Below are 22,445 nucleotides of genomic sequence, written 5' to 3' on the forward strand. Positions count from 1 at the left end.
ACCGTTCCTCACTAGGCAAGAACTGAATTGCAACGCACTGGAGAAGCACCATGCCGCAAAGCGTCGACAAGATCCTCGATCACGAACACCTGTTCCGTGAGCCGGAATACCAAACCATGCTCGAAGGCAAGAAGGCCTTCGAGTTCAACCACGCGGACGACAAGATCAAACAGATCGTCGAGTGGACCAAGACCGAAGACTACAAAGAGAAGAACTTCAAGCGTGATTCTCTGGTGGTCAACCCCGCCAAGGCTTGCCAGCCGCTGGGTGCCGTGTTCGTGGCCAATGGCTTTGCCAGGACCATGAGCTTCGTGCACGGCTCGCAAGGTTGCGTGGCTTACTACCGTTCGCACTTCTCGCGTCACTTCAAGGAGCCGACATCGTGCGTGTCGTCCTCGATGACGGAAGACGCAGCCGTGTTCGGTGGCCTCAACAACATGATCGATGGCCTGGCCAACACCTACAACCTGTACAAGCCCGACATGATCGCCGTGTCGACCACGTGCATGGCCGAGGTGATCGGTGACGACTTGAATGCCTTCATCAAGACATCGAAGGAAAAGGGCAGCGTGCCGGCCGACTTCGACGTGCCCTTCGCGCACACGCCTGCCTTCGTGGGCAGCCACGTGACCGGTTATGACAATGCCCTGCTGGGGGTGCTGCAGCACTTCTGGGATGGCAAGTCGGGTACCGCACCGGCCCTGACCCGTACGCCCAACGAGTCGATCAACTTCATTGGTGGCTTCGACGGATTCGTCGTGGGCAACATGAAGGAAATCAAGCGCATCTTCGAACTCTTCGGTGCGGAATACACCGTGCTGTGCGACCCGTCCGAGGTCTGGAGCACGCCCACCGATGGCGAGTTCCGCATGTATGAAGGCGGTACCACCAAGGCCGAGGTCGAACGTGCGCTGAACGCCAAGGCCACCATCGTCTTCCAGGAGTTCTGCTGCGAGAAGACCATCAAGTACCTGAAGGAAAAAGGCCAGGAGGTCGTGGCGCTGAACAGCCCGATCGGCGTGGCGGGCACCGATGCCTTCGTGATGGCCTTGTCTCGCCTGACCGGCAAGCCTGTACCCGCCGCACTGGAGAAGGAGCGTGGCTTGCTCGTGGACGCCATGGCCGACAGCCAGGCCCACCTGCATGGCAAGCGCTATGCCCTGTATGGCGACCCTGACCAGATGCTGGGCCTGACCCAGTTCCTGCTGGAGTTGGGTGCCGAGCCGGCTCATGTGCTGGCCACCAATGGCGACGACAAGTGGGCTGACAAGGTGCAAGCCTTGTTCGATGCTTCGCCTTATGGCAAGGGCTGCAAGGCTTACCCCAAGCGCGACCTGTGGCACATGCGCTCGCTGCTGCACACGGAGCCGGTGGACTTCCTGATCGGCAACACCTACGGCAAGTACCTGGAGCGTGACACAGGTGCGCCCCTGATCCGCCTGGTGTTCCCGATCTTTGACCGCCACCACTACCACCGTCTGCCCACATGGGGCTATGAAGGTGCGCAGCGTGTGCTGGTGAACCTGCTGGACGAGTACTTCGAAACGCTGGACGCCAACACCATTGTGCCGGGCAAGACCGACTATTCCTACGACATCATCCGTTGACGTAGGCGCATCTGCCTACTGCGCGGGGCGATCTGGGGTTCGCTGTGCTCGCCATACGGGTGTATGGCTGCGCGCTGCGAACCCCACCTCGACCCGCTCGCTACGGCATCTGCGCCCACGTCAAAGGCCATTTTGTTGACGTTTGATGAATGTTTGATGGGGTCAATGAACATGAACACGTATGTCAAGACGACGCAAGACGGCCGCAAGGTGGAAGTGATCGATGGGTGGTTGTGCTTGGGCGGCGCGCGCGAAGCGGACACGCTGGTGCCGTTGATCGAACACCCCAATCGCCAGGCCATTTCGAAAGCGGTGCCCGGTGCAACGCACATGGGGGGGCGCATCCCGCTGCGTCATGACGAGGCTGCGATTGCGCAAGGCGCGATGGACGTGGCCAAGCGCGATTTCGCCAATGACCCGGTTGCCATCGCGGAACGGTTCCGCAAGGTGGTGTGGGCCAAGGCTCAGCTTGAAGGCGTGGAGTAGTCGGCCTGTTGGTGGCCAGGTAGGAGCGCAGCATGATCTTTGTGGTCGAGGTTCCTCATGTCGGCGAGCCCCGTGCGTGGTTCGCCTTTCACGGCGAAGACCTGTTGAACAAGGTCGTGCTGGATGACCCGCTTCAATCCTGGGAGATCTACGACACCGCGACGGCGCGCGAGTTGTTGGCGATGGTGGGTGCACAACCCGATACGCCGCAAGCGCGCAGTGCCTTTCCGGGCATCTGTCGGCTGGCCGATGAATATGGCTTGGACACGGCGCTTTACCGAGCGGACCATGCGCTGGAACGTGGTTGTTACCAGCCCGATGCGGTGAGCATCGAGGCGGCTTGTGAAGCCGCACTCCAGCGCCGTGTGTCGGCTGATCCCGCGCAGGGCCCATTGAGGGATGTGCGCGTGTACTGGTCCGAGCCGCAGGCCGTGCTGGCCACGGAGGCCAAGGATGACCCGCTGTTCACCGCTCCCGGCGGCTGGCGATCGCTGCATGCCTTGCGTGAGCAACTGCTGGCGCTGGATGTGCTGGCCGAGAACTGATGAGGCCTGGCCATGTCGGTTGAAGCCTTGAGTTCGCTGGACTTCTTCCAGCAATTGCAAACGCATTTCAGCCAGATATGGCAGGCACTGCGTGGGCGGTCCGAGTTGCTGGACACGCTGTTGATGCGTGCCTGGCAGAGCTTCGATCTCAACGTGGCCAGCCAATGTGAGGGCCTGCCCGCGCTGGATTGCCACAAGGGCTGCGCTACCTGCTGCACCTTGCGTGTGACGGCCACGGCGCCCGAGGTGTTCATGCTGGCACGCTTTATCCGGGCGGTGACGCCGGGCTTGATGAAGCATGGTGTGGACCTGCGCGCGCAGATCGCGCAAGCCAATGACGTGACCTGTGGGGTGGGTGAGGCCGGTCGCGTCGCCGCACGCCAGCGTTGCCCTTTCATTGCGCAGGGCGCGTGCGTGGTGTACCAGGTTCGCCCGCTGGCCTGTCGCGGCCTGGCCTCTTATGACCGCAAGGCCTGTGCACAGGCAGCGTCCTGCCGCATTGATGAGATCCCGTATTCGGAACCGCACATGCAGGTGCGCAGCCTGGTGCAGAACGCCTTGCAATCGGCCATGCGCGACGCGGGGGTGGCCTGGGGCAATTACGAGCTCAACCAGGCCTTGTTGACGGCACTGGACGACGACACCCTGGAGGCCCGTTGGCTGGCCGGTGAGGACGTGCTGAACGCAGCCCTGGTGGAAGAGGTGTCTGCGCAGGAGATGGCGCATGCCTTTGACCTGCTCAAGCCGGCCCATGGCTGAGCTTGCCGCGTGTTGGCGACTTCCCGACACAGCCTGTCGAGTTTGTTGTCTCAAAGAGGTCGATGCCAGGGCGCTCAAAGCCTGCTCACCAGGGCAAGCGAGGTTGGCACCGTTTGTGCAATGACAACGTCAATCCCACAAGGAGTTCAGCATGTCCGTATCGCTCAAGCAAAAGATCGCCGAAGTATTCGACGAGCCCGGTTGCGACAAGAACCAGGGCAAGAGCGAGAAGGAGCGCAAGAAGGGTTGCACCAAGCAACTCTCGCCCGGTGCGGCAGCCGGTGGTTGTGCGTTTGACGGCGCCAAGATCGCGTTGCAACCCATCGTGGATGTGGCCCACCTCGTTCACGGCCCTATTGCTTGCGAAGGCAACAGCTGGGACAACCGTCACAGCTATTCATCGGGCTCGCAGCTCTACCGCACGGGCTTCACCACCGACATCAACGAACTGGATGTGATTTATGGCGGCGAGAAGCGCCTGTTCAAGTCCGTGCGCGAGATCATCGAGAAGTACAACCCGCCCGCCGTCTTCGTCTACCAGACCTGTGTCACGGCCTTGATCGGCGATGACATCGAAGCCGTCTGCAAGAAGGCCTCCGAGAAGTTCGGCAAGCCGGTGATCCCTGTCAACAGCCCCGGTTTTGCCGGCCCCAAGAACCTGGGCAACAAGCTGGGTGGCGAGTCCGTCCTGGATTACGTCATTGGCACCGAAGAGCCCGAGTTCACCACGCCGTACGACATCAACATCATCGGCGAGTACAACCTTTCTGGTGAGCTCTGGCAGATCAAGCCGCTGCTCGACGCGCTGGGCGTGCGCATCCTGTCCTGCATATCCGGTGACGGCCGCTACCACGAGGTGGCCAGCAGCCACCGTGCCAAGGTCAACATGATGGTGTGCTCCAAGTCGATGATCAACATCGCCACGCGCATGCAGCAGAAGTGGGGCATCCCGTACTTCGAGGGCTCGTTCTATGGTATCGGCGACATGAGCGACACCCTGCGCCAGATCGCGCGCTTGCTGGTGCAGACGGGTGCGGGCGCCGACCTGATCGATCGCACCGAGCGCCTGATCGAAGTCGAAGAAGCACGTGCCTGGAAGCGGCTGGAGAAGTACAAGGCGCGGCTCAAGGGCAAGCGCGTGCTGCTGATCACCGGCGGGGTGAAGAGCTGGTCCGTGGTGTCGGCCCTGCAGGAAGTGGGCATGGAGATCGTGGGCACCTCGGTCAAAAAGTCCACCAGGGAAGACAAGGAAAAGATCAAGGAGATCATGGGGGATGACGCCCACATGATCGACGACATGACGCCGCGCGAGATGTACAACATGCTGCGCGATGCCCGGGCCGACATCATGTTGTCCGGTGGTCGCTCTCAGTTCATCGCGCTCAAGGCCCGTATGCCCTGGCTGGACATCAACCAGGAGCGCTACCACCCGTACGCCGGCTACGAAGGCATGGTCGAACTGGTGGAGGAGATCGACAAGGCGCTTTACAACCCCGTGTGGGAGCAGGTGCGCATCCCAGCACCTTGGGACGAGGTGGACGCGGGCATGCTGGCTGCCGAGCCCTTTGTGCCACCGGCCAAGGCCGAAGGGCAGGGCGGCGGCCAACATGGTCATGACCATGGTCACCAACACGCACATGCCTGAGAGGGCTTGACCATGGCCAAGACGCTCGAGTCCAAAAAAGCCTGTGCGGTCAACCCGCTGAAGATGAGCCAGCCCCTGGGCGCGAGCTATGCCTTCATGGGGCTGGACAGTTGCATGCCGGTGATGCACGGCTCGCAAGGTTGCACCTCCTTTGGTCTGGTGCTGCTGGTGCGCCATTTCAAAGAGGCCATTCCGCTGCAGACCACGGCCATGAACGAGGTCACCACCATCCTGGGTGGTTACGAGAACATCGAAACGGCGCTGCTCAACATCAAGAAGCGCGCCGCGCCGCGCATCATCGCCATCTGCTCCACGGGCCTGACCGAAACCAAGGGCGACGACGTGGTGGGCTACCTCAACATGGTCCGCAAACGCAAGCCCGAGCTGGACGACACGGCGCTGATCTACGTGTCCACGCCAGACTATGTCGGGGCCTTCGAGGACGGCTGGCGCCATGCGGTGACGGGCATCATCCAGCACATCGTGCCTGACACATCGGCCAACCCTGTGGTGGGGCAGGCGGCCAGGCAGGTCAACGTGCTGCCGGGCTGTCACCTCACGCCGGGTGACCTGGAAGAAATCAAGCAGATGCTCGATGACTTCGGCCTGAGCGCCATCATGCTGCCGGATGTGTCCGGCTCACTGGACGGCCACATCCCGCCGGACTGGCGCGGCACCACGCTGGGCGGCACGAAGCACGATGACATCCTGCGCATGGGCGAGTCCATCGCCACGCTGGCCATTGGCCAGCAGATGCAAGATGCCGCAGAAGCCTTGCAGCAACGTACCGGCGTGCCTTACGAGCTGTTTGACAGGCTGACCGGGCTGGCCTGCAATGACCGCTTCCTGATGACACTGTCCAGGCTGAGCGGCAAGCCGGTGCCACAGAGGTACCGTCGCCAGCGCAGCCAGTTGCTGGACGCCATGCTGGATGGCCACTTCTACCTGGGCCACAAGAAGGTGGCCATTGGCGCAGAGCCCGACCTCTTGTTCGCTGCAGGCAGCCTGCTGCACGAAATGGGCGCCGAGCTGCACACCTGTGTGACCACGACCCACTCGCCGGTACTCGACAAGCTGCCCGCAGAAACCGCGCTGATCGGCGACCTGGAGGATCTGGAGAAGGGCGCTGCCGAGTGTGATTTCATGATGACGCACTCGCATGGCCGCCAGGCGGCGGAGCGTCTGAACAAGCCCTTCTTCCGGCTTGGATTCCCCATTTTCGACCGCATCGGCAATGCGCACCGCCTGATGGTGGGTTACCGCGGCACGCGCCAGTTCATCTTCGAGGTGGCGAACCTGATGATGGCCCACATCCCTCACGCCGTGCCCGATACCTGGCCCTTGCCAGATGCCGCCCAACGTGTGGCCATGCCTTCGCAGGCGGTGGCCGAGTTGCCCTGGCCAACCGGGCCTCAACGTGGCAACGCTCAATCCGAACCCAGGACCACTGATGGAGTCACCCCATGAAAGTCGCATTCAGTACGCAAGACAAGCAGCGCGTTGACGCGCACTTTGGTTGGGCCAAGAACATTTCGGTCTACGACGTCACCCCCGAGGGCTACCACTTTGTCGAGAACTTCGAGTTCGGAGGCAAACTGGAGGAAGACGGCGACGAGGACAAGCTCGCGCCCAAGCTCGAGGCCATCAAGGACTGCGCCATCCTGTATGTGGCGGCCATTGGTGGTTCGGCCGCGGCCCGTGTGGTGGCGGTGAAGATCCACCCGATCAAGGTGCCTCAGCCCGAGCCCATCCTGGGCATCCTGGAAAAACTGCAGGAGGTGCTCAAGGGCACCCCGCCCCCCTGGTTGCGCAAGGCCCTTCAAAAGGGTTCCGAAGCGCTCGCCACCCACTTTGATGAAGATGAAGACGAGGTCAAACATGGCTGATTCCGCCACGCTGGAAGCTCCGGCATCCCCATCGGCGCCCACCGATGACGAACTCATGGCCACGCCGTTCGTGCGTGAACTGATCAAGGTGCTGCGCGCCCAGGACACCCATGGCACCTGGGAAGGCAAGTCCGACCTGATGCTGCTGAGCCCCTACATCCTCACGGCCGAACAGCGCCGCGAGATCCCGATCATTGGCGACCCAGACCCCGAAACGCTGTGGCGCATGGAGTTGTTCTACAACGCCGTGGCCGTGGCCATCGAGCGTGAGACCGGCAACATGGTGTCACCCATGATGAAGATGAGCCATGAGGGCTTCGGGCGCATCGTGCTGATCGCTGGCCGCCTGGTCGTGGTCAACAAGCAATTGCGTGATGTGCACCGTTTCGGTTTTGCCTCGCTGGCCAAGCTGGCTGAAGGCGGTGCCAAGTTCTTCAACGAGGGGGTGGCCATGGTGCGCGACTACCCACAGGTCGCCAATTACGGCACTTGAGCTTGAGGGAGCCCCACATGGATGCCGATGAACTGAAGGCGCGGATCAAGAAGCTGAACGCCCAGGCCACGCAGGCCAAGATGGACCTGCACGACCTGTCTGAAGAGCTGCCGACCAACTGGGAAAAGATCCTGGAGATCGCGCAGCGTTGTCATGATGCCCATGCCGCCTTGATCGAGGCGCGCAAGGCGGCCGCCGCAGCCGCATGAGGTTGATGCCATGAGCCACTTCTCCATCACCATGCCCAGCGGCGAAAGCTGGGAGCCCAAGTTTGTCCAGAACATCAACGAAGAGACCTGCATCGGTTGTGGCCGTTGCTTCAAGGTCTGCCCGCGCGGCGTGCTGGAACTGGTGGGCCTCAATGACGAGGGCGAGCGTGTCCACATCTCGGACGAGGACGATGAGGACGAAGAGTACGAAAAGAAGGTGATGACCATCGCGCATCAGGAGATGTGCATTGGTTGCACCGCGTGCTCCAAGATCTGCCCCAAGAAGTGCTACACGCACGCGCCGGCGACGGTGTGATCTGAACCCGGGCGGGTGACCAGGCCGGTCATCCGCTCTCTTTTTACCCTGTTCTTTCCAAGGTGTTCTGATGCGCATACCGTTGTATATAAATGAATATGACGATGACAAGGCCAGGCGATCCAAACGCGCGTCGCACTTGGGGCAGGAGGTGGATTGGTCCGAGCGCTTGCCGATGCTGTGGCGCAGCCTGACCGTGGGGCCTTTGTGGGTGGACGTGAACCGCGATGCGGACGCGGGCGCCGAGCGCTGGGTGGGCTACGACGAAGAAGAGCAGCCTTGCTACTGTCGCTACCGATTTCAGGTGCCGATTGGCAGCATCAGCCAACGCAGCGACGGCTTGTACAGCGAGGACCTGGTGGCCTGGCGCATGCGTGATGGCCGGTGGTTGATCCACCGCGTCATCAACTGCCACGCTGAAAGCAGGATGGCCTATGCCTTCTACGCTTTCAGCGAGAGCATGCCGCGTTGAGCGGCATGGGAATGGGCTGCCTCAGGCGGGGAGGGCCAGGATGACGTGGCTGGCCTTGATGATCGCACTGGCGGGCTTGCCAAGCGACAGGTTCAATTCACTGACGGCTTCGTTGGTGACGACCGAGAACACCTCGGTGCCGCCGGCCAGGGTCAGGCCCACTTCGGAATTCACCGCGCCCTTGATCAGGGTGCTGACCTTGCCGGCCAGCTGGTTGCGCGCACTGAAAGTCAGGCCGCAGTCGCTGGCGGCCAGCATGACCCAGGGGGCCTTCACCAGGGCCACGACCTCCTTGCCTACGGCCAGCCCCAGGGATTGCACGCTGCCTGCCGTGACGATGGCCACGATCACGTCGCCACCGTTCGTCTTGAGCGTGACCTCCGAATTGACCGCACCGGGCAGGACGGCGGAAATGGTGCCCTTGAAGGCATTGCGTGCACTGACTTTCATGATGAACCTCAAGACAACGGAAGGCGGCTACGTGGAGCCGGGGTGCTGGCACGTTGTTTGCGTTATAAAGCAATGTATACAACAAAAACGACACAGTGCAATCAGTCTAGGTGGCCGGGCTATGTAGCCGCCAGCCATATCCGAGTGTTTACCTCCGAGTCTTGACCTCAACATGCCAGCCACCAATCGCCCACCCGCACCGCGCAAGACCAAGGCCGTCGGCCCCCGGCTCGTCAGCAAGCTGGAGGTGTCCACCGAGCTGGGCGCCTTCCTGGGTGACACGCGCATCCGCCTGCTGGAAGCCATCGAGCAGTACGGCTCGATTTCGCAGGCCGCCAAACACGTGCCCTTGTCTTACAAGGCTGCCTGGGATGCGGTGGACGCCATGAACAACCTGGCTGACCAGCCGCTGGTCGAGCGCAGCACAGGCGGCAAGCACGGCGGCGGCACCTTGTTGACGGATCACGGGCGCAAGGTGGTGAGCCTCTACCGTGCGGTGGAGGCCGAGTACCAGATGGCCCTGGACCGCCTGATGGCGCAATGGGGCGACGTGGATGCGGGCAATGTGCGCGCCTTTCAGCAACTGCTGCGGCGCATGGGCATGCGCACCAGTGCGCGCAACCAGTTCGCCTGCACCGTCATCGGCCTGCGCGAGGGCGAGGTGGACTACGAGGTCTACCTGCGCCTGGACGCGCACAACGAGCTGGTGGCCGTCATCACGCGGGATTCCGCCGAGCAGCTGGGCATCGAGATCGGCATGGAGGTGGTGGCCCTGGTGAAGGCGTCCGCCGTGTTGTTGCTGACCGATGAGGGGCTGCGCACCAGTGCCCGCAACCACTTGTGGGGCACGGTCGAGCGTGTCGTGGATGGGCCGGTCAACGCCGAGGTGATCCTGAGCCTGGGGGGCGGCAAGACCGTCACGGCCGTGGTCACCCGCGAGTCGGTGGTGTCTTTGGGGTTGGCGGTGGGGCAGCGTGCCTGCGCCATCTTCAAGTCCTCCAGTGTGATCTTGTCGATTCTGGGCTGAAGCAGCCCTTCAAGGAGTGCATGATGAAACGCGTGAGTCTGAATGCCCTGATGCTGGGCGTGGTGTCCTTGTGGTCCGGTGCCGCGCTGGCCGACGAGGTGCAGGTGGCGGTGGCCGCCAATTTTGCGGGGCCCTTCCAGAAGATCGCCGCCAGCTTTGCCACGGACACCGGGCACAAGGCCGTCGCCATCACCGGTTCCACCGGCAAGTTCTACACGCAGATCAAGGAAGGCGCCCCGTTCGAGGTGCTGCTGGCCGCTGACGACGAGACCCCCAGGAAGCTGGAAGACGAAGGCCTGGCCGTGAAGGGCCAGCACTTCACGTATGCCAAGGGCAAGCTCGTGCTGTGGAGCAGCAAGGCCGGGGTGGTCGATGACAAGGGCGAGGTGCTGAGCAAGGGGGGCTTTGCCCGCCTGGCGCTGGCCAACCCCAAGCTGGCGCCTTATGGTGCGGCCGGCGTCGAGACCTTGAAGGCGCTGGGTTTGTACGATGCCGTGGCACCCAAGATCGTGCAGGGTGACAACATCGCTCAGACCTACCAGTTCGTGTCCACCGGCAATGCCGATGTCGGTTTTGTCGCACTGTCGCAGGTGGCGCAGCCTGACAAGCCCCTGGTGGGCTCGTGGTGGGTGGTGCCCGCGAAGTTGTACACCCCCATCCTGCAGGATGCGGCCCTGTTGAAGAAGGGCGAGGCCAACGCGGCCGCAAGCGCCTTGCTGAAGTACCTCAAGGGTGACAAGGCCAAGGTGATCATCAAGTCTTATGGGTATGAACTTTGATGTGGCTGGATGCCGATGACCTGCAAGCCCTGAAGCTGACGGCCGGCCTGGCCGCCTTGACGACGGTCTTGCTGCTCTTGCTGGGCACGCCCATTGCCTGGTGGCTGGCCCGCACGCGCTCACGCCTGAAAGGGGCCGTGGCGGCGGTGGTGGCCTTGCCACTGGTGCTGCCGCCCACCGTGATCGGCTTTTACCTCTTGATGCTGATGGGGCCGCATGGCCCGGTGGGTGCATTCACGCAGGCCATGGGCTGGGGCTTGCTGCCCTTCACGTTCTGGGGTCTGGTGGTGGGCTCGGTGCTGCATTCCTTCCCGTTTGTGGTGCAGCCCTTGCAACAGGCGTTCGAGGCGATTGGCAATCGGCCCATGGAGGTGGCCGCCACGCTTCGCGCATCGCCATGGGACCGCTTCCTGACCGTGGCATTGCCGCTGGCCAGGCCGGGTTTCCTGACGGCATCGGTCCTGGGCTTTGCGCACACGGTCGGCGAGTTCGGCGTGGTGCTGATGATCGGCGGCAACATCCCCGGTGCCACGCGCGTGCTGTCCGTGGCTTTGTATGGGCATGTGGAGGCCATGGACTATGGCAAAGCCAATGTGCTGGCGGCGGGCATGGTCGGCTTTGGTTTTGCCGTGATGCTGCTGCTTTACTTGCTCAATGGCCGCGTGGGCCCTGCACCAGGGCGCCTGGAGGGCAGGGCATGAGCGAGATCCTTGCTGAGCTCAAACTGGCTTATGCCGGCTTTTCGCTGGATGTATCACTGCGTCTGCCGGGCAAGGGCGTCAGCGTGTTGCTGGGCCCCTCCGGTTGCGGCAAGACCACCGTGCTGCGGGCGCTGGCCGGGCTGGAGCGCGCACAAGGTCGAGTTGCACTCAACGGCGATGTCTGGCAGGACGAAGCTGGCCGCTTTGTGCCCACGCATCGGCGGGCGATCGGCTATGTGTTTCAAGAAGCCAGCCTGTTCCCGCATCTGGATGTGCAGGCCAACCTGGACTATGGCCGCCGTCGCGTGCCACGTGATCAGCAGCGTGTGGGCCTGGAAGAGGCCGTCAGCCTGCTGGGCATCGGGCATTTGCTGGCCCGACGTCCGCCAGGCCTGTCCGGTGGCGAGCGTCAGCGTGTGGCCATTGCCCGCGCCTTGCTGACCAGCCCGCGCCTGCTGCTGATGGACGAGCCCTTGTCCGCACTCGACCCGGCACGCAAGGCCGAGGTGCTGCCTTATCTGGAGCGGCTCAACAGCAGCGCGGGCATCCCCATCGTGTACGTGACCCATGCGCTTGATGAGGCTGCCAGGCTGGCCGACCATCTGGTGCTGATGGATGCCGGGCGTGTGCTGGGCAGCGGCCCGGCCGTGGACATGTTTGCGCGGCTGGACACGCCCATGAGCACCTGGGAGGACGCCGCCGCCTTGCTGCAAGGCTGCATCGAGGCACATGAGCCCGAGTTCGGCCTGAGCCGCTTGCGCGTGGGCGACCATGCTTTCTGGGTCGGGCTCAGCGCTGCGCAAGTGGGGCAGGCCGTCAAGGTGCGTGTGCTGGCGCGGGATGTGAGCGTGACCCTGAGCGCCGCCCGAGACAGCAGCATCCTCAACATCCTGCCCGCCCGCATCGACGAGATCCGGCCCGATGGTGCCGACAGTGTCACCTTGCGCCTGAGCCTGGCCCAAGGTGCCAGCCTGCTGGCCCGCTTGACGCGCCGTTCATGCGAGCAGCTTCAGTTGCACGTGGGCATGGCGGTGTTTGCCCAGGTCAAGGGGGCCGCCTTGCTGGGGGCGTGAGGCCTTACACCGCCTCGCGCCGATACTGCAACATCCGGCCTCGGTAGGCCTCTCCGCTGGCCAGGCTGTGGCTCAGGTCGATCTCTTCCAGCGCAAAACCTTCATTGGCCATGCGCTTGTTGAAGGCCGAGCGGTTACCGCGGTTGGGGTCGACGATCAGGATCTCGGCGCAGGGTTGCGCATGCCGGGCGATGAAGCCGGACAATCTGCCTGACTCGTCACGCTCGTAAAGCACGTCGCTGCCGATGATCAGATCGAAGCGGCCCTTCACGACGGGATGTCGATCATGCACGGCCGTGTCGGCCACGTCGTCCCAGTTGCCATGTCGGTAGGTCAGCGGTGGCAGGTCATTGAGGCCCGTGTTGTCGATCAGGAAGCTGGAGGCCAGAGGGTGGCAGTCGGATGCGGTGATGTCGACACCACGGCGGTGCGACACGAGGCTGGCCAGGGCCAAGCCACAACCGACTTCAAGGATGCGTTCATTGGCCACCAGCGGGCGCTCCGCCATCCAGGCTGCCAGTTGCAGTGAAGAGGGCCACAGCAGGCCGAACATGGGCCAGGCTGCGCTGGAGATACCCATGGCTGCGGCCTCGCCCATTGGGTCGGCATATTGCTGCTTGTCCAGCAGGGATCGGATGATGAGGCTGTGCGCACCTTGAATGGCGATGCGCTCTTGTTTGGTCTGGTAGCCCGGCATGAAGCAGCCCGAAGGCCAAGGGCCGCGCCTGATCTGCGGGTGCGGCCTGGTGAGTTGGCGCAATGCGGCGGGCTCATGTTCAGATCGAACGGGTCGGCCACCTTGTCGTCAACAAGGTCGCCTGCCGGGCCAAAAGGGCACTCACGCGGGGCAGAACGGAATGGGCCAGTGTAGCGCAGTGCCGTTGGCAGGCTTGTTGCTTGTCAGGACTACACTGCTTCAATCGCTTGAGTTTCGTATCAAGCATCACGGCTTGACGCCGAGGTCCCCATGGTTCGCATCGAGTTGTCCATCCTCCTGAGCTACGAGGTCAGCTCGCCAGGCGCCGATTTCGTGTTCAACATCCATGCGGCCCATACCCGCTGCCAGAGCGTGCACGCGGAGCAGTTGCACATCAGCCAGTCGCTGGTGCCCCAGGTGTTCACGGACGGGGCTACGCACAACCGCTATCTGCGCTTGAGTGCCTTCCCGGGCAGCTTGCAGGTCAGCTACCACGCCATCGTCGACCTGCACCACCATTTCGCCCAAGCCGAAGAGGTGGCCGAGATCCCGGTGTCGCGCCTGCCGCCTGAAGTGCTGGGCTACATCTACCCCAGCCGCTATTGCCAGTCCGACCGCCTGGGCGCGCTGGCCATGGCGGAGTTCGGCCACATGCAGCAGGGTTACGGGCGTGTGCTGGCCATACAGGACTGGGTGCGTCGACAGGTCAAGTTCAAACAGAACACCACCAACTCGAACACCTCGGCGCTGGACACCGTGACCGACCGCGTGGGCGTCTGCCGGGACTTTGCGCACCTGATGATCGCCCTGTGCCGGGCCTTGAGCATCCCCGCGCGTTTCACCACGGGCATCGACTATGGCGCGGACCCGGCACTGGGCCCCACGGACTTTCATGCCTATGTGGAGGTCTTCCTGGGCAACCGCTGGTACATGTTCGACCCTTCGGGCACGGCGATCCCCATGGGTTTCGTGCGTTTCGGCACCGGGCGCGATGCGGCCGACGTGTCGTTTGCCACGATCTTCGGCAGCGTGACCTCGATGGCGCCGAGCATCCAGGTGAGGGCGCTGACCGATTCAGCCGGGACCTGGGAGTGGCCGAGGCACCGTGTTGAGGCGATCTCGACAGACGCGGCGCTGTCCGTGGCCTGAACCCCGCACCACACGTGGTGCACTCAGTTCACGACCTTCACCATCTGGCCCGGCTTGGGCTCGTCGCCACCGTTGTAGAGGCCGTTGAGCAGGCGCAGTTGTGCCTCGGCGCGTGTGGCGAGCGGTGACGTGCGGGCCAGTTCGGCAAAGCCACCGCGCGGGAAGGGCACGTTCTTGATGACCCAGGGGCGCGCTGCCGTGCGGTCTGCGGCGGTCAGTGCCCGAAAGGATGATTCGGCCTCGTTGATCTGCGCGGCGGCGCGCTGCAGCGCATTGGCATCGCGTGCGGCGTACTGAAGCAGGTAGTTGCGGTTACCTGGGCCGCTGACCAGGGTCAGGCGCACACCCTTGTTCTGGCCTTGTGCATTGCGCACCGTGCCTTCGAAGTGCGTGGCGCTCAGGCCGCTGATGGTGCGGTGTTGGGTTTGGCCGTCGACAGGCTTGATGAGGTTGCGGATCACCTCTTCGTGGGTCTGGCCGGCCTGGGGCGGCACCAGTTTCACGATCAAACCGGCATCACCGGCGCCATTGATCAGGGTGATGGCCTCCGGGGCGTTGGCCACGCGCCAGCCGACCGGCGCCGTCAGGGCAAAGCCCAGGTCCTCGTGGTAGAAGTTTCGCCCGCGCGTCACGCCTTGCGCACGCGTCTCGCCAAAGGCCATGCCGTTGATGGCTTGCAGATAGCGTGCGTGACCATCGTCCACATAGTGGCCGGCATATGTGGCCGCGATCTCCTTGATGTCGGCCAGGCGCTTGTCGTTGCTGGGGTGGGAGGCCAGCCAGTTGGCGCCTTGTGGTGCGCTGCGGCCCTCGGCCTTGGCCGTGTCGATGGCGAACTGCTCCTGGCTCTTGAGCACCTGGATCACATCGACCATGTTCTGTGGGTTGTACTGGTTGCGCGCCAGGTATTCGGCACCCAGCTGGTCCGCCTGGGATTCCTGATCGCGGCTGTATGAGGCGATGTAACCCGCCGCCGCTGTTTGCGACACCTGGCTGGCGATGTCTTGCGCGCCCTTCATGCCCTTGGCCTCCAGCACGGCGCCCAGTACGCTGGCGGCCAGCACGCCGAAGCCGGCAGTCTGCTGCTGGGTGGCGCGCTGCGCACCATGCCGGGCCGTGACGTGCCCGATCTCGTGGCCCAGTACGCCAGCCAGCTCGGCCTCGTTGTTCAGGTAGGCCATGATGCCGCGCGTGATGTAGACATAGCCGCCGGGCAAGGCAAACGCGTTGATCTCGGTGCTGTCCAGCACGGTAAACGTCCAGGTGAGCTGCGCGCGCTGAGACTGGCTGGCGAGCTTCTGGCCGATCTCGTTCACATAGGCTTGCACACGCGGGTTGTCATAGGCGCCGTATTGCTTCATCACCTCCTGGTGGGCCTTCTGCCCTTGCGCCAGTTCGGCTGGTTCATCCATCACCGTGCGCTCGACTTCGCCGGTGACGGGGTTGACCATTTCGGTGCCGCAGGCGGTCAGCAGGGCGGCGGCAGTCAGCAGGGGCAGGGCGCGGTACAGGCGCATGAGCATGAGGGGCTCCGGGTGTAAAGGGCTGTGCTGGGGCGCAAGCCTACCGTAAGCTCAGGTCAAGACCCGCTCGATGCGGCGGTCTGGCGTCAACCACATCAGGGCCACGGCCACATACAGGGCTTGAGCCAGCCACTGGTTGTAGAAGGCCAGCGGGATGGCCACGGCGTAGATCACGACCGAGATGGCGCCTTTCACATCCCGCCCGATGGCCTTGGCCAGCAGGGAGTCCTGCCCTTCGGTGTTGATGATGGCGTGCGCCAGGATCCAGTAGGCCACGCCGGCCATGAGCAGCACGCCGCCGTACAAGGCCGTGGGCAAGGCCGCAAAGTGGTTTTCGCCCATCCAGCCGGTGACGAAGGGCAGCAGTGACAGCCAGAACAGCAGGTGCAGGTTCGCCCACAGCACGCCGCCACTGACCTTGTGCGTGGCGTGCAGCATGTGGTGGTGGTTGTTCCAGTAGATGCCGACGTAGATGAAGCTCAGCACATAGCTGAAGAACATCGGCAGCAGAGGCTTGAGGGTGTCCAGGGTTTCGCCATGGGGCACCTTCAGCTCCAGCACCATGATGGTGATGATGATGGCCAGCACGCCATCGCTGAAGGCTTCGAGTCGGGTCTTGTGCATGCGCTTGCATCCTGGCCGGGGGAGGGAGGTGGCCAGTTTAGCGGTGCGCTGCGCTGTCTCGTTCAGTAGGTGGCCGGTGCGGCGGGCCGCGCCATTTCGCAGCGCACGATGTTGATTTGAATGTGCTGGCCTGGTTCGGGCGCTTGACCGGCCGGCATGCGCACGACCATGGTGTGCCGGAGATTGGGGTTGCCGCCAAATGAATAGCTGGCCAGCACATAGGGGCCTGAGGCGTCGCTGGCCGGATCCGCCTGGCGGCAGTCCCGATAGGCGAAGCGCACGGTTGCTTGCGCGTCCACGACGGCCTCGACGCGCGCGGGGCGCCAGCCTTGTGCATAGCCCTCGCTCTGGTCGGTCATGGCGGTGCAGCAGCCCGCCAGCACTGGGGTGCTGATCAAGGCCAGTATCCAGCGTGACAGATCACTCATCGTCGAACTCCCAGGTGTCATGCAGGTCGAGCTTCAGGCGCAGGGCGGCATGGCGCGCCTGCGCACGGGCCTGGATTTCAGCCAGGGCGGCATCCATGAACTGGCGGCGGGCCAGCAGCAGGTCGGCCTGGCTGTATTCACCCAGTTGCCAGCCCCGCACCATGGTCTTGAGCAACTGCTCGTGGCGCTGGCGTGCCTGGTCCTGGCTTTGCCAGGCGCTCAGGGCGGATTGCGCCGTCAGCCAGGCGGTCGCGGCTTCGGTACGCACTTTCTGCCGAACAAACTCGGCTTGTTGCTCGGCTTCCAGGCTCATGGCCTGGGCTTGCCGGGCGGCTGCGCTGCGTGCCTCGCCGGCAAACGGCAGGCTCAGCGACACACCCAGCACGCGCTCCGCACCACCGCGTTCGGACGCGGCGTACACACCCACCGTCGGGTCGGCCGTCTTGTCCAGATTGATGCGCTGGGCTCGGGCCCTCACCAGCTCGGCCTGCAGTTGAGCCATCCGCCATTCATGGCTGCGTTCTTCCAGCCACTGGGTGATGGTGGTGCCGGGTTCGGCCGGGAAGTCAGCCTGGCTGGGCGCCCTGAGTTCGGTGGGTGCCGAGGCGGTCAGGCCCGGGAACTGGGTGTCCAGCAGGGCGCGTGCGGTGGCCTCGCTGGCTTGCGCGCTGATGAGGCTGGCCTGCACCTGGGCTGCGCCGGCTTCCTGCAGGCGCAGCTCGGTGCGGGCCGCATCACCGGCCTTGACACGGCGCTCGGCCTGCCGCGTCAGCTCGGTCTGGTCCACCACCTGGCTTTGCCACAGCTTGACGGTGGCCTGTTCGCGCAGCCAATCCACCCAGGCACGCAGCAAGGTGCGTGATGATTCGTGGATCGCGTCTGCTCGGCGGATCTGCGCCAGCTTGATGGCGGCGTCACCAATGGCGGCATCCTGGCTGGCTTTGCCGGTACTGCGCAGCGTGCGCTCCAGCGAGAGCTGGGTCTCGTTGTAGCGCTGGCGGTCTGTCAGCCCATCGGCCAGTTTGTCGCTGGTGCGGCGTTGCTGGCCAGCCAGGCGCATGGTGAATTCATGCGGCCCGGCCTTCAGGCGCTCGGCATCAGCCCGGTCAGCCTGTTGGGCCGCTGTGGCGGCGCGCACTTCCGGGCGGGCCAGGATGTGCTGGCGCACCAGGGCCTCGGGCGGCAGTTCGTCCGCAGGTGTTTCTACGGCGAAGGCGGGTGGCGTGACCAGCAGCGCCAGGGTGAGCGCCTGGGTCAGCGCCTTGAAGCGCGCCTTGATGCGCGCCGACAGGGCGCACGAGCGAATGTGATGCATGGTGATGTGGCTCATGAGCGTGCCGCCTCGCTGACGCCAAAGCGCCTGAACAGGATGGGCAACAAGATGAGGGTCAAAGCGGTGGAGGACACCAGGCCGCCGATCACCACGATGGCCAGCGGGCGCTGGATCTCGGAGCCGGGGCCGGTGGCGAACAGCAGGGGCAGCAGGCCGAAGGCGGTGATGCTGGCGGTCATCAGCACCGGGCGCAGGCGGCGGATGGCGCCGTTGCGCACGGCGTCGGCCACGCTGTGGCCCTGTGCCAGCAGTTCATTGAAGTGGTTGACCAGCACCAGGCCGTTGAGCACGGCAATGCCCATCAGTGCAATGAAGCCCACAGATGCCGGCACCGACAGGTACTCGCGTGCCGCAGCCAGAGCGAACACGCCGCCAATCAGGGCCAGCGGGATGTTGAGGAAGACCAGCGAGGCTTGCCGCGCGCTGCCAAAGGTGGTGTACAGGATCAGGTAGATCAGGCCCAAGGCAATGGGCACCACGATGGCCAGGCGTTGCGCGGCACGCTGCTGGTTCTCGTACTGGCCACCCCAGGTGATGCGGTAGCCCGGTGGCAGCTGGACCTCCTTGGCCACGGTGGCCTGGGCCTCGGTCACGAAGCTGACCAGGTCGCGGTCACGCACATTGGTGGTGATGGCTGCGAAGCGCGAGCCGTTTTCGCGGTCGATCTTGACCGGGCCTTCGGTTTCTTCCAGCGTGGCCAGTTGGGCCAGGGCCACGGGCGCACCATCGCTCACGGGCAGTTGCAGCTGGGCAAACAGGTCCGGCGTGAGCGACAAGGCACTGGGGCCTCGCACGATGATGGGCACGCGGCGGCCTTCTTCCAGCACGAAGCCCGGGCTTTGGGATTCGAGCAGCGTGCGCAGGTCTTCCTGGGCTTGTTCCACGCTCATGCCGTGCAGGCCCAAGGCCTGACGGTCGAACACCACGCGCAGGTAACGCAGGCCGCTGTTCTGGATCAGCTGCACGTCCTCGCTGCCTTGCGTCTTCTTGAGGATGCCTTCGACCTGTGCCGTCAGCTTGCCCAGCATGGCCAGATCCGGCCCGAAGACCTTCACGGCCACGTCACCGCGCACGCCCAGGATCATCTCGTTGACGCGCATCTCGATGGGCTGGGTGAAGCTGGTGGCCACGCCAGGCAGCTGCAGCAGCTGCTCGCGCAGCTTGTCGAGCAAGGCGTCCTTGTTGGCCACCTGCCATTCACTCTTGGGCTTGAGCACCAGGAAGGTGTCGGTCTGGTTCAGGCCCATCGGGTCCAGGCCCAGCTCGTCCGAGCCGCTGCGCGCCACGATGCCCTTGACCTCATGCACTGACATCAAGGCCTTTTGCACCTGTGTATTGAGTTGCAAGGCCGTGGGCAGGTTGATGGCGGGGGATTGCTCCACCGACACGATCACATCGCCTTCGTCCATCGTGGGCATGAAGCTCTTGCCCACCATCAGGAAGCCGATCACGGCGCCCACCAGGCTCAAGGCCGTGCCGGCCAGCCATGGCGCGGGTTTGCGCAGGGCGCTGTCCAGCAGGCGGGTGTAGCCCTTGTTGCTCATGCGCACCAGCCAGGGGTCCTGATGGGCGCCGGTCTTGAGCATCAGCGAGGCCAGCACAGGGATCACGGTCAGCGACAGCAGCAGCGAGGCGCCCATCGCGTACAGGATGGTCAAGGCCACGGGCTTGAACAGCTTGCCTTCCAGGCCTTCCAGCGTCAGCAGGGGCAGGAAGACCAGCATGATGATCAGTACACCGGAGGCCACGGGCGTGGCCACTTCTTCCGCCCCCATGCGGATCAGGCGGATCAACTGCCCCAGGCCACCGCTGTGCTCAGGGTGAGCCGGGTGGGCCAGCTTGGCCTCGATGTTTTCAACGACCACCACAGCCGAGTCCACCAGCATGCCGATCGCAATCGCCAGGCCGCCGAGCGACATCAGGTTGGCCGTCAGCCCCGTCTGGCGCATCAGCCAGAAGGTGGTCAGTGCAGACAAGGGCAGCACGATGGCCACGACCACTGCCGCACGCAACTGACCCAGAAAGAGCAGCAGCAGGACCAGCACCAGCACGATGGCCTCGGTCAGCGCCTTGCTGACGGTGTGCACCGCCTGGCCCACCAGGGCGCCGCGGTCATAGAAGGGTTCGATGTGCACGCCCTTGGGCAGGCTGCGCGAGATGTCTTCCAGCTTGGCGCGCACTTGCGTAACGACCTTGTTGGCATCCGCACCGCGCAGGCCCAGCACCAGGCCTTCCACGGTTTCGCCCTGGCCATTGCGCGTGACGGCGCCATAGCGGGTCAAGGCACCGATGCGCACCTCGGCCACATCGCCCACCCGCAAGGTGGCGCCTTGATGACGGCCAATCACGGTCGCAGCCACGTCTTGCAGGTTGCGGATGCTGCCTTCAGCCCGCACCAGCAGGGCTTCTTCGCCCGCGATCAGTCGGCCTGCACCATCGTTGCGGTTGTTGGCGGCCAGCGCTTCACGCAGTTGCGTGATCGACAGGCCACGCGCAGCCAGCTTGACCGGATCAGGCACGATCTCGAAGGCCCGCACCGAGCCGCCCAGCGCGTTCACATCGGCCACTCCGGGGATGCCGCGCAGTTGCGGGCGGATGGTCCAGTCCAACAAGGTGCGCTTGTCCTGCAGGGACATGGGGCCCTCGATGGTGAACATGAACATCTCGCCCAGCGGCGTGGTCACCGGGGCCAGGCCACCACCCACATTGGCGGGCAGGTTGGCCTGCGCGTTGGCGTAACGCTCGCCCACCTGCTGGCGGGCCCAGTAGATGTCGGTGCCTTCTTCGAAGTCGATGGTGATGTCGGCAATCGCGTACTTGGACACCGAACGCATGCTGCGCTGGCCGGGGATGCCCAGCAGCTCCTGCTCAACCGGCTGCACGATGCGGGATTCGACTTCCTCGGGCGTCATGCCCGGGGCCTTGAGGATGATCTTGACCTGCGTGGGCGAGACATCCGGGAAGGCATCGATGGGCAACTGGCGTGCGGCGTTGAGGCCCAGGCCCACCAGCACACAGGCGGCGACCAGCACCAGCAGGCGCTGCAGCAGCGCGGCTTCAATCAGGCGCTTGAGCATCATTCGGCTCCCAGGCCTTGCAGCACGCCCTTGAGTGCCACCGTGCCTTGGGTCACCACCTGCTCATCGGCCTTGAGCTGCGCGGGCGAGATCGGGCTGATCTGGGTCTGGGCGACCTGGTTGCCGCTGGCGGCCTGCTGGCTCACCACCCGCACGGCCACAGCCTGGTAGGCGGCGCCACGTTGTACGAAGATGATGTCCTGGCCGTCATGGCGCAGCACGGCGGTGGCCGGTACCAGCCAGTTGGCAGCCTGGTTGCTGGCGTCAGGGCTCAAGGCCACTTCGACTTGCACACGCTGTTGGGGCAGGGCGCAGTCATTGGCCTGCGGCCACTGCGCCCGCACGGCCTGGGTCTGGCTGCCTGGGTCCAGCTCGGTGTTGATGCTCACGATTTTGGCGGGCATGGCGCAAGCACTGACGCGCACCAGATCACCCTTGCGCAGGCGCCGCGCCACATCGGCGGGGGCTTGCAGGTCGATGGCCAGCGCGCCTTCACTGGCGAATTTCAGGATGGCGGCTCCTGCATCCACGTGCTGGCCGGGCTGCACCAGCATGTCGATGACCGTGCCACGCCCCGGCGCGCTCAGCGCCAGCCGGCCTGACAGCCCGCCATTGGGCTTGACGCCGGCCATCTGCAGCAGTTGCCCACGCTCGCGAACGGTGGCTTGTGCGATCTGCAATTGGGCCTGGCTGGCCTGCGCGCGCGAGCCGGCGATGATGCCTTCGGCCAGCAGCGTGTCGTCACGCTGTGCGGTCTGCTGCGCCAGCTTCAATTGAAGCTGGGCCTGCTGGTACTCGCGTTGCCACTCCACGATCTGCGGTGCGTTGAGCGACACCAGGGCCTGCCCCGGCTTGACCGCATCCCCCTTGGACGCATGCACCTGCTCCACCAGCGCCGCCACCGGCACGCTCATGACGCGCAGCAAGGCGGGCGGCAGCATCACCTGGCCTTGCAGCACCACACGCCCGGCGTCACCGGCGGCCACAACCGGCGCGGTGCGGATGCCCAGGCTTTGAACCTGGGCCGGCTTGAGGGTGACACGGTGGCTGGCATCCAGGGCCTGGGGGGCCGCGTCGGAAGGCGCCATGTAAGAGGTCATGCCTGCCAGCATCAGGGCTTGCAGCAAAAGACGAGGGATCGAGTATTCAGACGGCATGGGCATCCA

24 protein-coding genes are annotated in these 22,445 nt (G+C 64.3%); 16 read left to right on the plus strand and 8 right to left on the minus strand.

Translation table 11 applies throughout. The features are described 5' to 3' along the window. Window positions 1-50 precede the first annotated feature (50 nt). The 11 genes from nifK to JY96_RS18355 all read left to right on the plus strand — a co-directional run bounded on the left by nifK (window position 51) and on the right by JY96_RS18355 (window position 8,418). A complete protein-coding gene (nifK, locus tag JY96_RS18305; RefSeq protein WP_035039636.1) occupies window positions 51-1,607 on the plus strand; it encodes a nitrogenase molybdenum-iron protein subunit beta in 1,557 nt (518 codons plus the stop codon). A 165-nt stretch (window positions 1,608-1,772) separates the two neighbouring features. Further along, window positions 1,773-2,093 carry a hypothetical protein gene (locus JY96_RS18310; RefSeq protein WP_200883528.1) on the plus strand — a complete coding sequence of 107 codons (321 nt, stop codon included), beginning with the start codon at window positions 1,773-1,775 and terminating at the stop codon, window positions 2,091-2,093. Window positions 2,094-2,125: 32 nt separating this feature from the next. Beyond that, complete coding sequence (locus JY96_RS18315; protein WP_035039638.1) at window positions 2,126-2,638, plus strand: hypothetical protein; 513 nt, start codon at window positions 2,126-2,128, stop codon at window positions 2,636-2,638. 12 nt (window positions 2,639-2,650) lie between these two features. Then, complete coding sequence (locus tag JY96_RS18320; protein ID WP_035039640.1) at window positions 2,651-3,397, plus strand: YkgJ family cysteine cluster protein; 747 nt, start codon at window positions 2,651-2,653, stop codon at window positions 3,395-3,397. A 151-nt stretch (window positions 3,398-3,548) separates the two neighbouring features. Further along, on the plus strand, window positions 3,549-5,042 hold the full coding sequence (gene nifE / locus JY96_RS18325) for a nitrogenase iron-molybdenum cofactor biosynthesis protein NifE (protein WP_052162707.1): 1,494 nt from the start codon (window positions 3,549-3,551) through the stop codon (window positions 5,040-5,042). Window positions 5,043-5,054: 12 nt separating this feature from the next. Then, window positions 5,055-6,509 (plus strand): nitrogenase iron-molybdenum cofactor biosynthesis protein NifN, encoded by a 1,455-nt coding sequence (gene nifN / locus JY96_RS18330; protein ID WP_081961404.1) that lies wholly within the window; start codon window positions 5,055-5,057, stop codon window positions 6,507-6,509. Continuing rightward, the gene (gene nifX, locus JY96_RS18335) at window positions 6,506-6,928 is read left to right on the plus strand and encodes a nitrogen fixation protein NifX (protein WP_035039642.1); all 423 of its coding nucleotides are present in this window, start codon (window positions 6,506-6,508) and stop codon (window positions 6,926-6,928) included. Before nifN ends, nifX begins: the two co-directional genes overlap by 4 nt. Beyond that, window positions 6,921-7,421 (plus strand): NifX-associated nitrogen fixation protein, encoded by a 501-nt coding sequence (locus tag JY96_RS18340; RefSeq protein ID WP_035039644.1) that lies wholly within the window; start codon window positions 6,921-6,923, stop codon window positions 7,419-7,421. Before nifX ends, JY96_RS18340 begins: the two co-directional genes overlap by 8 nt. A gap of 17 nt (window positions 7,422-7,438) precedes the next feature. Next, complete coding sequence (locus JY96_RS18345; protein WP_035039645.1) at window positions 7,439-7,630, plus strand: CCE_0567 family metalloprotein; 192 nt, start codon at window positions 7,439-7,441, stop codon at window positions 7,628-7,630. Between the two features lie 10 nt (window positions 7,631-7,640). Next, window positions 7,641-7,946 (plus strand): ferredoxin III, nif-specific, encoded by a 306-nt coding sequence (gene fdxB, locus JY96_RS18350; RefSeq protein ID WP_035039646.1) that lies wholly within the window; start codon window positions 7,641-7,643, stop codon window positions 7,944-7,946. Between the two features lie 70 nt (window positions 7,947-8,016). After that, window positions 8,017-8,418, plus strand: a complete 402-nt coding sequence (locus JY96_RS18355) for a hypothetical protein (RefSeq protein ID WP_152606571.1) — start codon at window positions 8,017-8,019, stop codon at window positions 8,416-8,418. A 21-nt stretch (window positions 8,419-8,439) separates the two neighbouring features. Here the strand turns inward: JY96_RS18355 and JY96_RS18360 are convergent, their stop codons facing one another. Beyond that, window positions 8,440-8,868, minus strand: a complete 429-nt coding sequence (locus tag JY96_RS18360) for a molybdopterin-binding protein (RefSeq protein WP_035039649.1) — start codon at window positions 8,866-8,868, stop codon at window positions 8,440-8,442. A gap of 172 nt (window positions 8,869-9,040) precedes the next feature. Here JY96_RS18360 and JY96_RS18365 point away from each other — a divergent pair, with 172 nt between their 5' ends. From JY96_RS18365 to modC, 4 genes are read left to right on the plus strand one after another with little or no spacing between them, the layout of a single operon-like run. Further along, window positions 9,041-9,895, plus strand: a complete 855-nt coding sequence (locus tag JY96_RS18365; protein WP_052162708.1) for a TOBE domain-containing protein — start codon at window positions 9,041-9,043, stop codon at window positions 9,893-9,895. A 23-nt stretch (window positions 9,896-9,918) separates the two neighbouring features. Continuing rightward, entirely contained in the window at window positions 9,919-10,674 is a 756-nt protein-coding gene (gene modA / locus JY96_RS18370) for a molybdate ABC transporter substrate-binding protein (RefSeq protein WP_052162985.1), read from the plus strand. Next, window positions 10,674-11,375 (plus strand): molybdate ABC transporter permease subunit, encoded by a 702-nt coding sequence (modB, locus tag JY96_RS18375; RefSeq protein WP_035039651.1) that lies wholly within the window; start codon window positions 10,674-10,676, stop codon window positions 11,373-11,375. The genes modA and modB overlap by 1 nt, the downstream gene beginning before the upstream one ends. After that, a complete protein-coding gene (gene modC / locus JY96_RS18380; RefSeq protein WP_035039653.1) occupies window positions 11,372-12,448 on the plus strand; it encodes a molybdenum ABC transporter ATP-binding protein in 1,077 nt (358 codons plus the stop codon). Before modB ends, modC begins: the two co-directional genes overlap by 4 nt. A gap of 4 nt (window positions 12,449-12,452) precedes the next feature. On the opposite strand, the gene JY96_RS18385 is transcribed toward modC, so the two are convergent. Continuing rightward, window positions 12,453-13,145 carry a methyltransferase gene (locus JY96_RS18385; RefSeq protein WP_035043582.1) on the minus strand — a complete coding sequence of 231 codons (693 nt, stop codon included), beginning with the start codon at window positions 13,143-13,145 and terminating at the stop codon, window positions 12,453-12,455. 270 nt (window positions 13,146-13,415) lie between these two features. On the opposite strand from JY96_RS18385, the gene JY96_RS18390 reads away from it, so the two are divergent. Further along, entirely contained in the window at window positions 13,416-14,294 is an 879-nt protein-coding gene (locus JY96_RS18390; RefSeq protein WP_035039655.1) for a transglutaminase family protein, read from the plus strand. Window positions 14,295-14,317: 23 nt separating this feature from the next. Here the strand turns inward: JY96_RS18390 and JY96_RS18395 are convergent, their stop codons facing one another. The 6 genes from JY96_RS18395 to JY96_RS18420 form a co-directional block, all read right to left on the minus strand. Next, complete coding sequence (locus JY96_RS18395) at window positions 14,318-15,817, minus strand: M48 family metalloprotease (RefSeq protein ID WP_235333975.1); 1,500 nt, start codon at window positions 15,815-15,817, stop codon at window positions 14,318-14,320. Window positions 15,818-15,868: 51 nt separating this feature from the next. After that, on the minus strand, window positions 15,869-16,441 hold the full coding sequence (locus JY96_RS18400) for a TMEM175 family protein (protein ID WP_035039663.1): 573 nt from the start codon (window positions 16,439-16,441) through the stop codon (window positions 15,869-15,871). A 62-nt stretch (window positions 16,442-16,503) separates the two neighbouring features. Then, window positions 16,504-16,869: a hypothetical protein gene (locus JY96_RS18405; protein WP_035039665.1), complete on the minus strand. Its 366-nt coding sequence runs from the start codon at window positions 16,867-16,869 to the stop codon at window positions 16,504-16,506. Beyond that, on the minus strand, window positions 16,862-18,199 hold the full coding sequence (locus JY96_RS18410) for a TolC family protein (RefSeq protein WP_035039671.1): 1,338 nt from the start codon (window positions 18,197-18,199) through the stop codon (window positions 16,862-16,864). The genes JY96_RS18405 and JY96_RS18410 overlap by 8 nt, the downstream gene beginning before the upstream one ends. Further along, the gene (locus JY96_RS18415; protein ID WP_035043586.1) at window positions 18,196-21,279 is read right to left on the minus strand and encodes an efflux RND transporter permease subunit; all 3,084 of its coding nucleotides are present in this window, start codon (window positions 21,277-21,279) and stop codon (window positions 18,196-18,198) included. Before JY96_RS18415 ends, JY96_RS18410 begins: the two co-directional genes overlap by 4 nt. Next, a complete protein-coding gene (locus tag JY96_RS18420; RefSeq protein WP_161784359.1) occupies window positions 21,279-22,436 on the minus strand; it encodes an efflux RND transporter periplasmic adaptor subunit in 1,158 nt (385 codons plus the stop codon). Before JY96_RS18420 ends, JY96_RS18415 begins: the two co-directional genes overlap by 1 nt. Window positions 22,437-22,445: the final 9 nt, after the last annotated feature.

It is taken from the genome of Aquabacterium sp. NJ1 (genome assembly GCF_000768065.1).
GTDB lineage: Bacteria > Pseudomonadota > Gammaproteobacteria > Burkholderiales > Burkholderiaceae_C > Aquabacterium.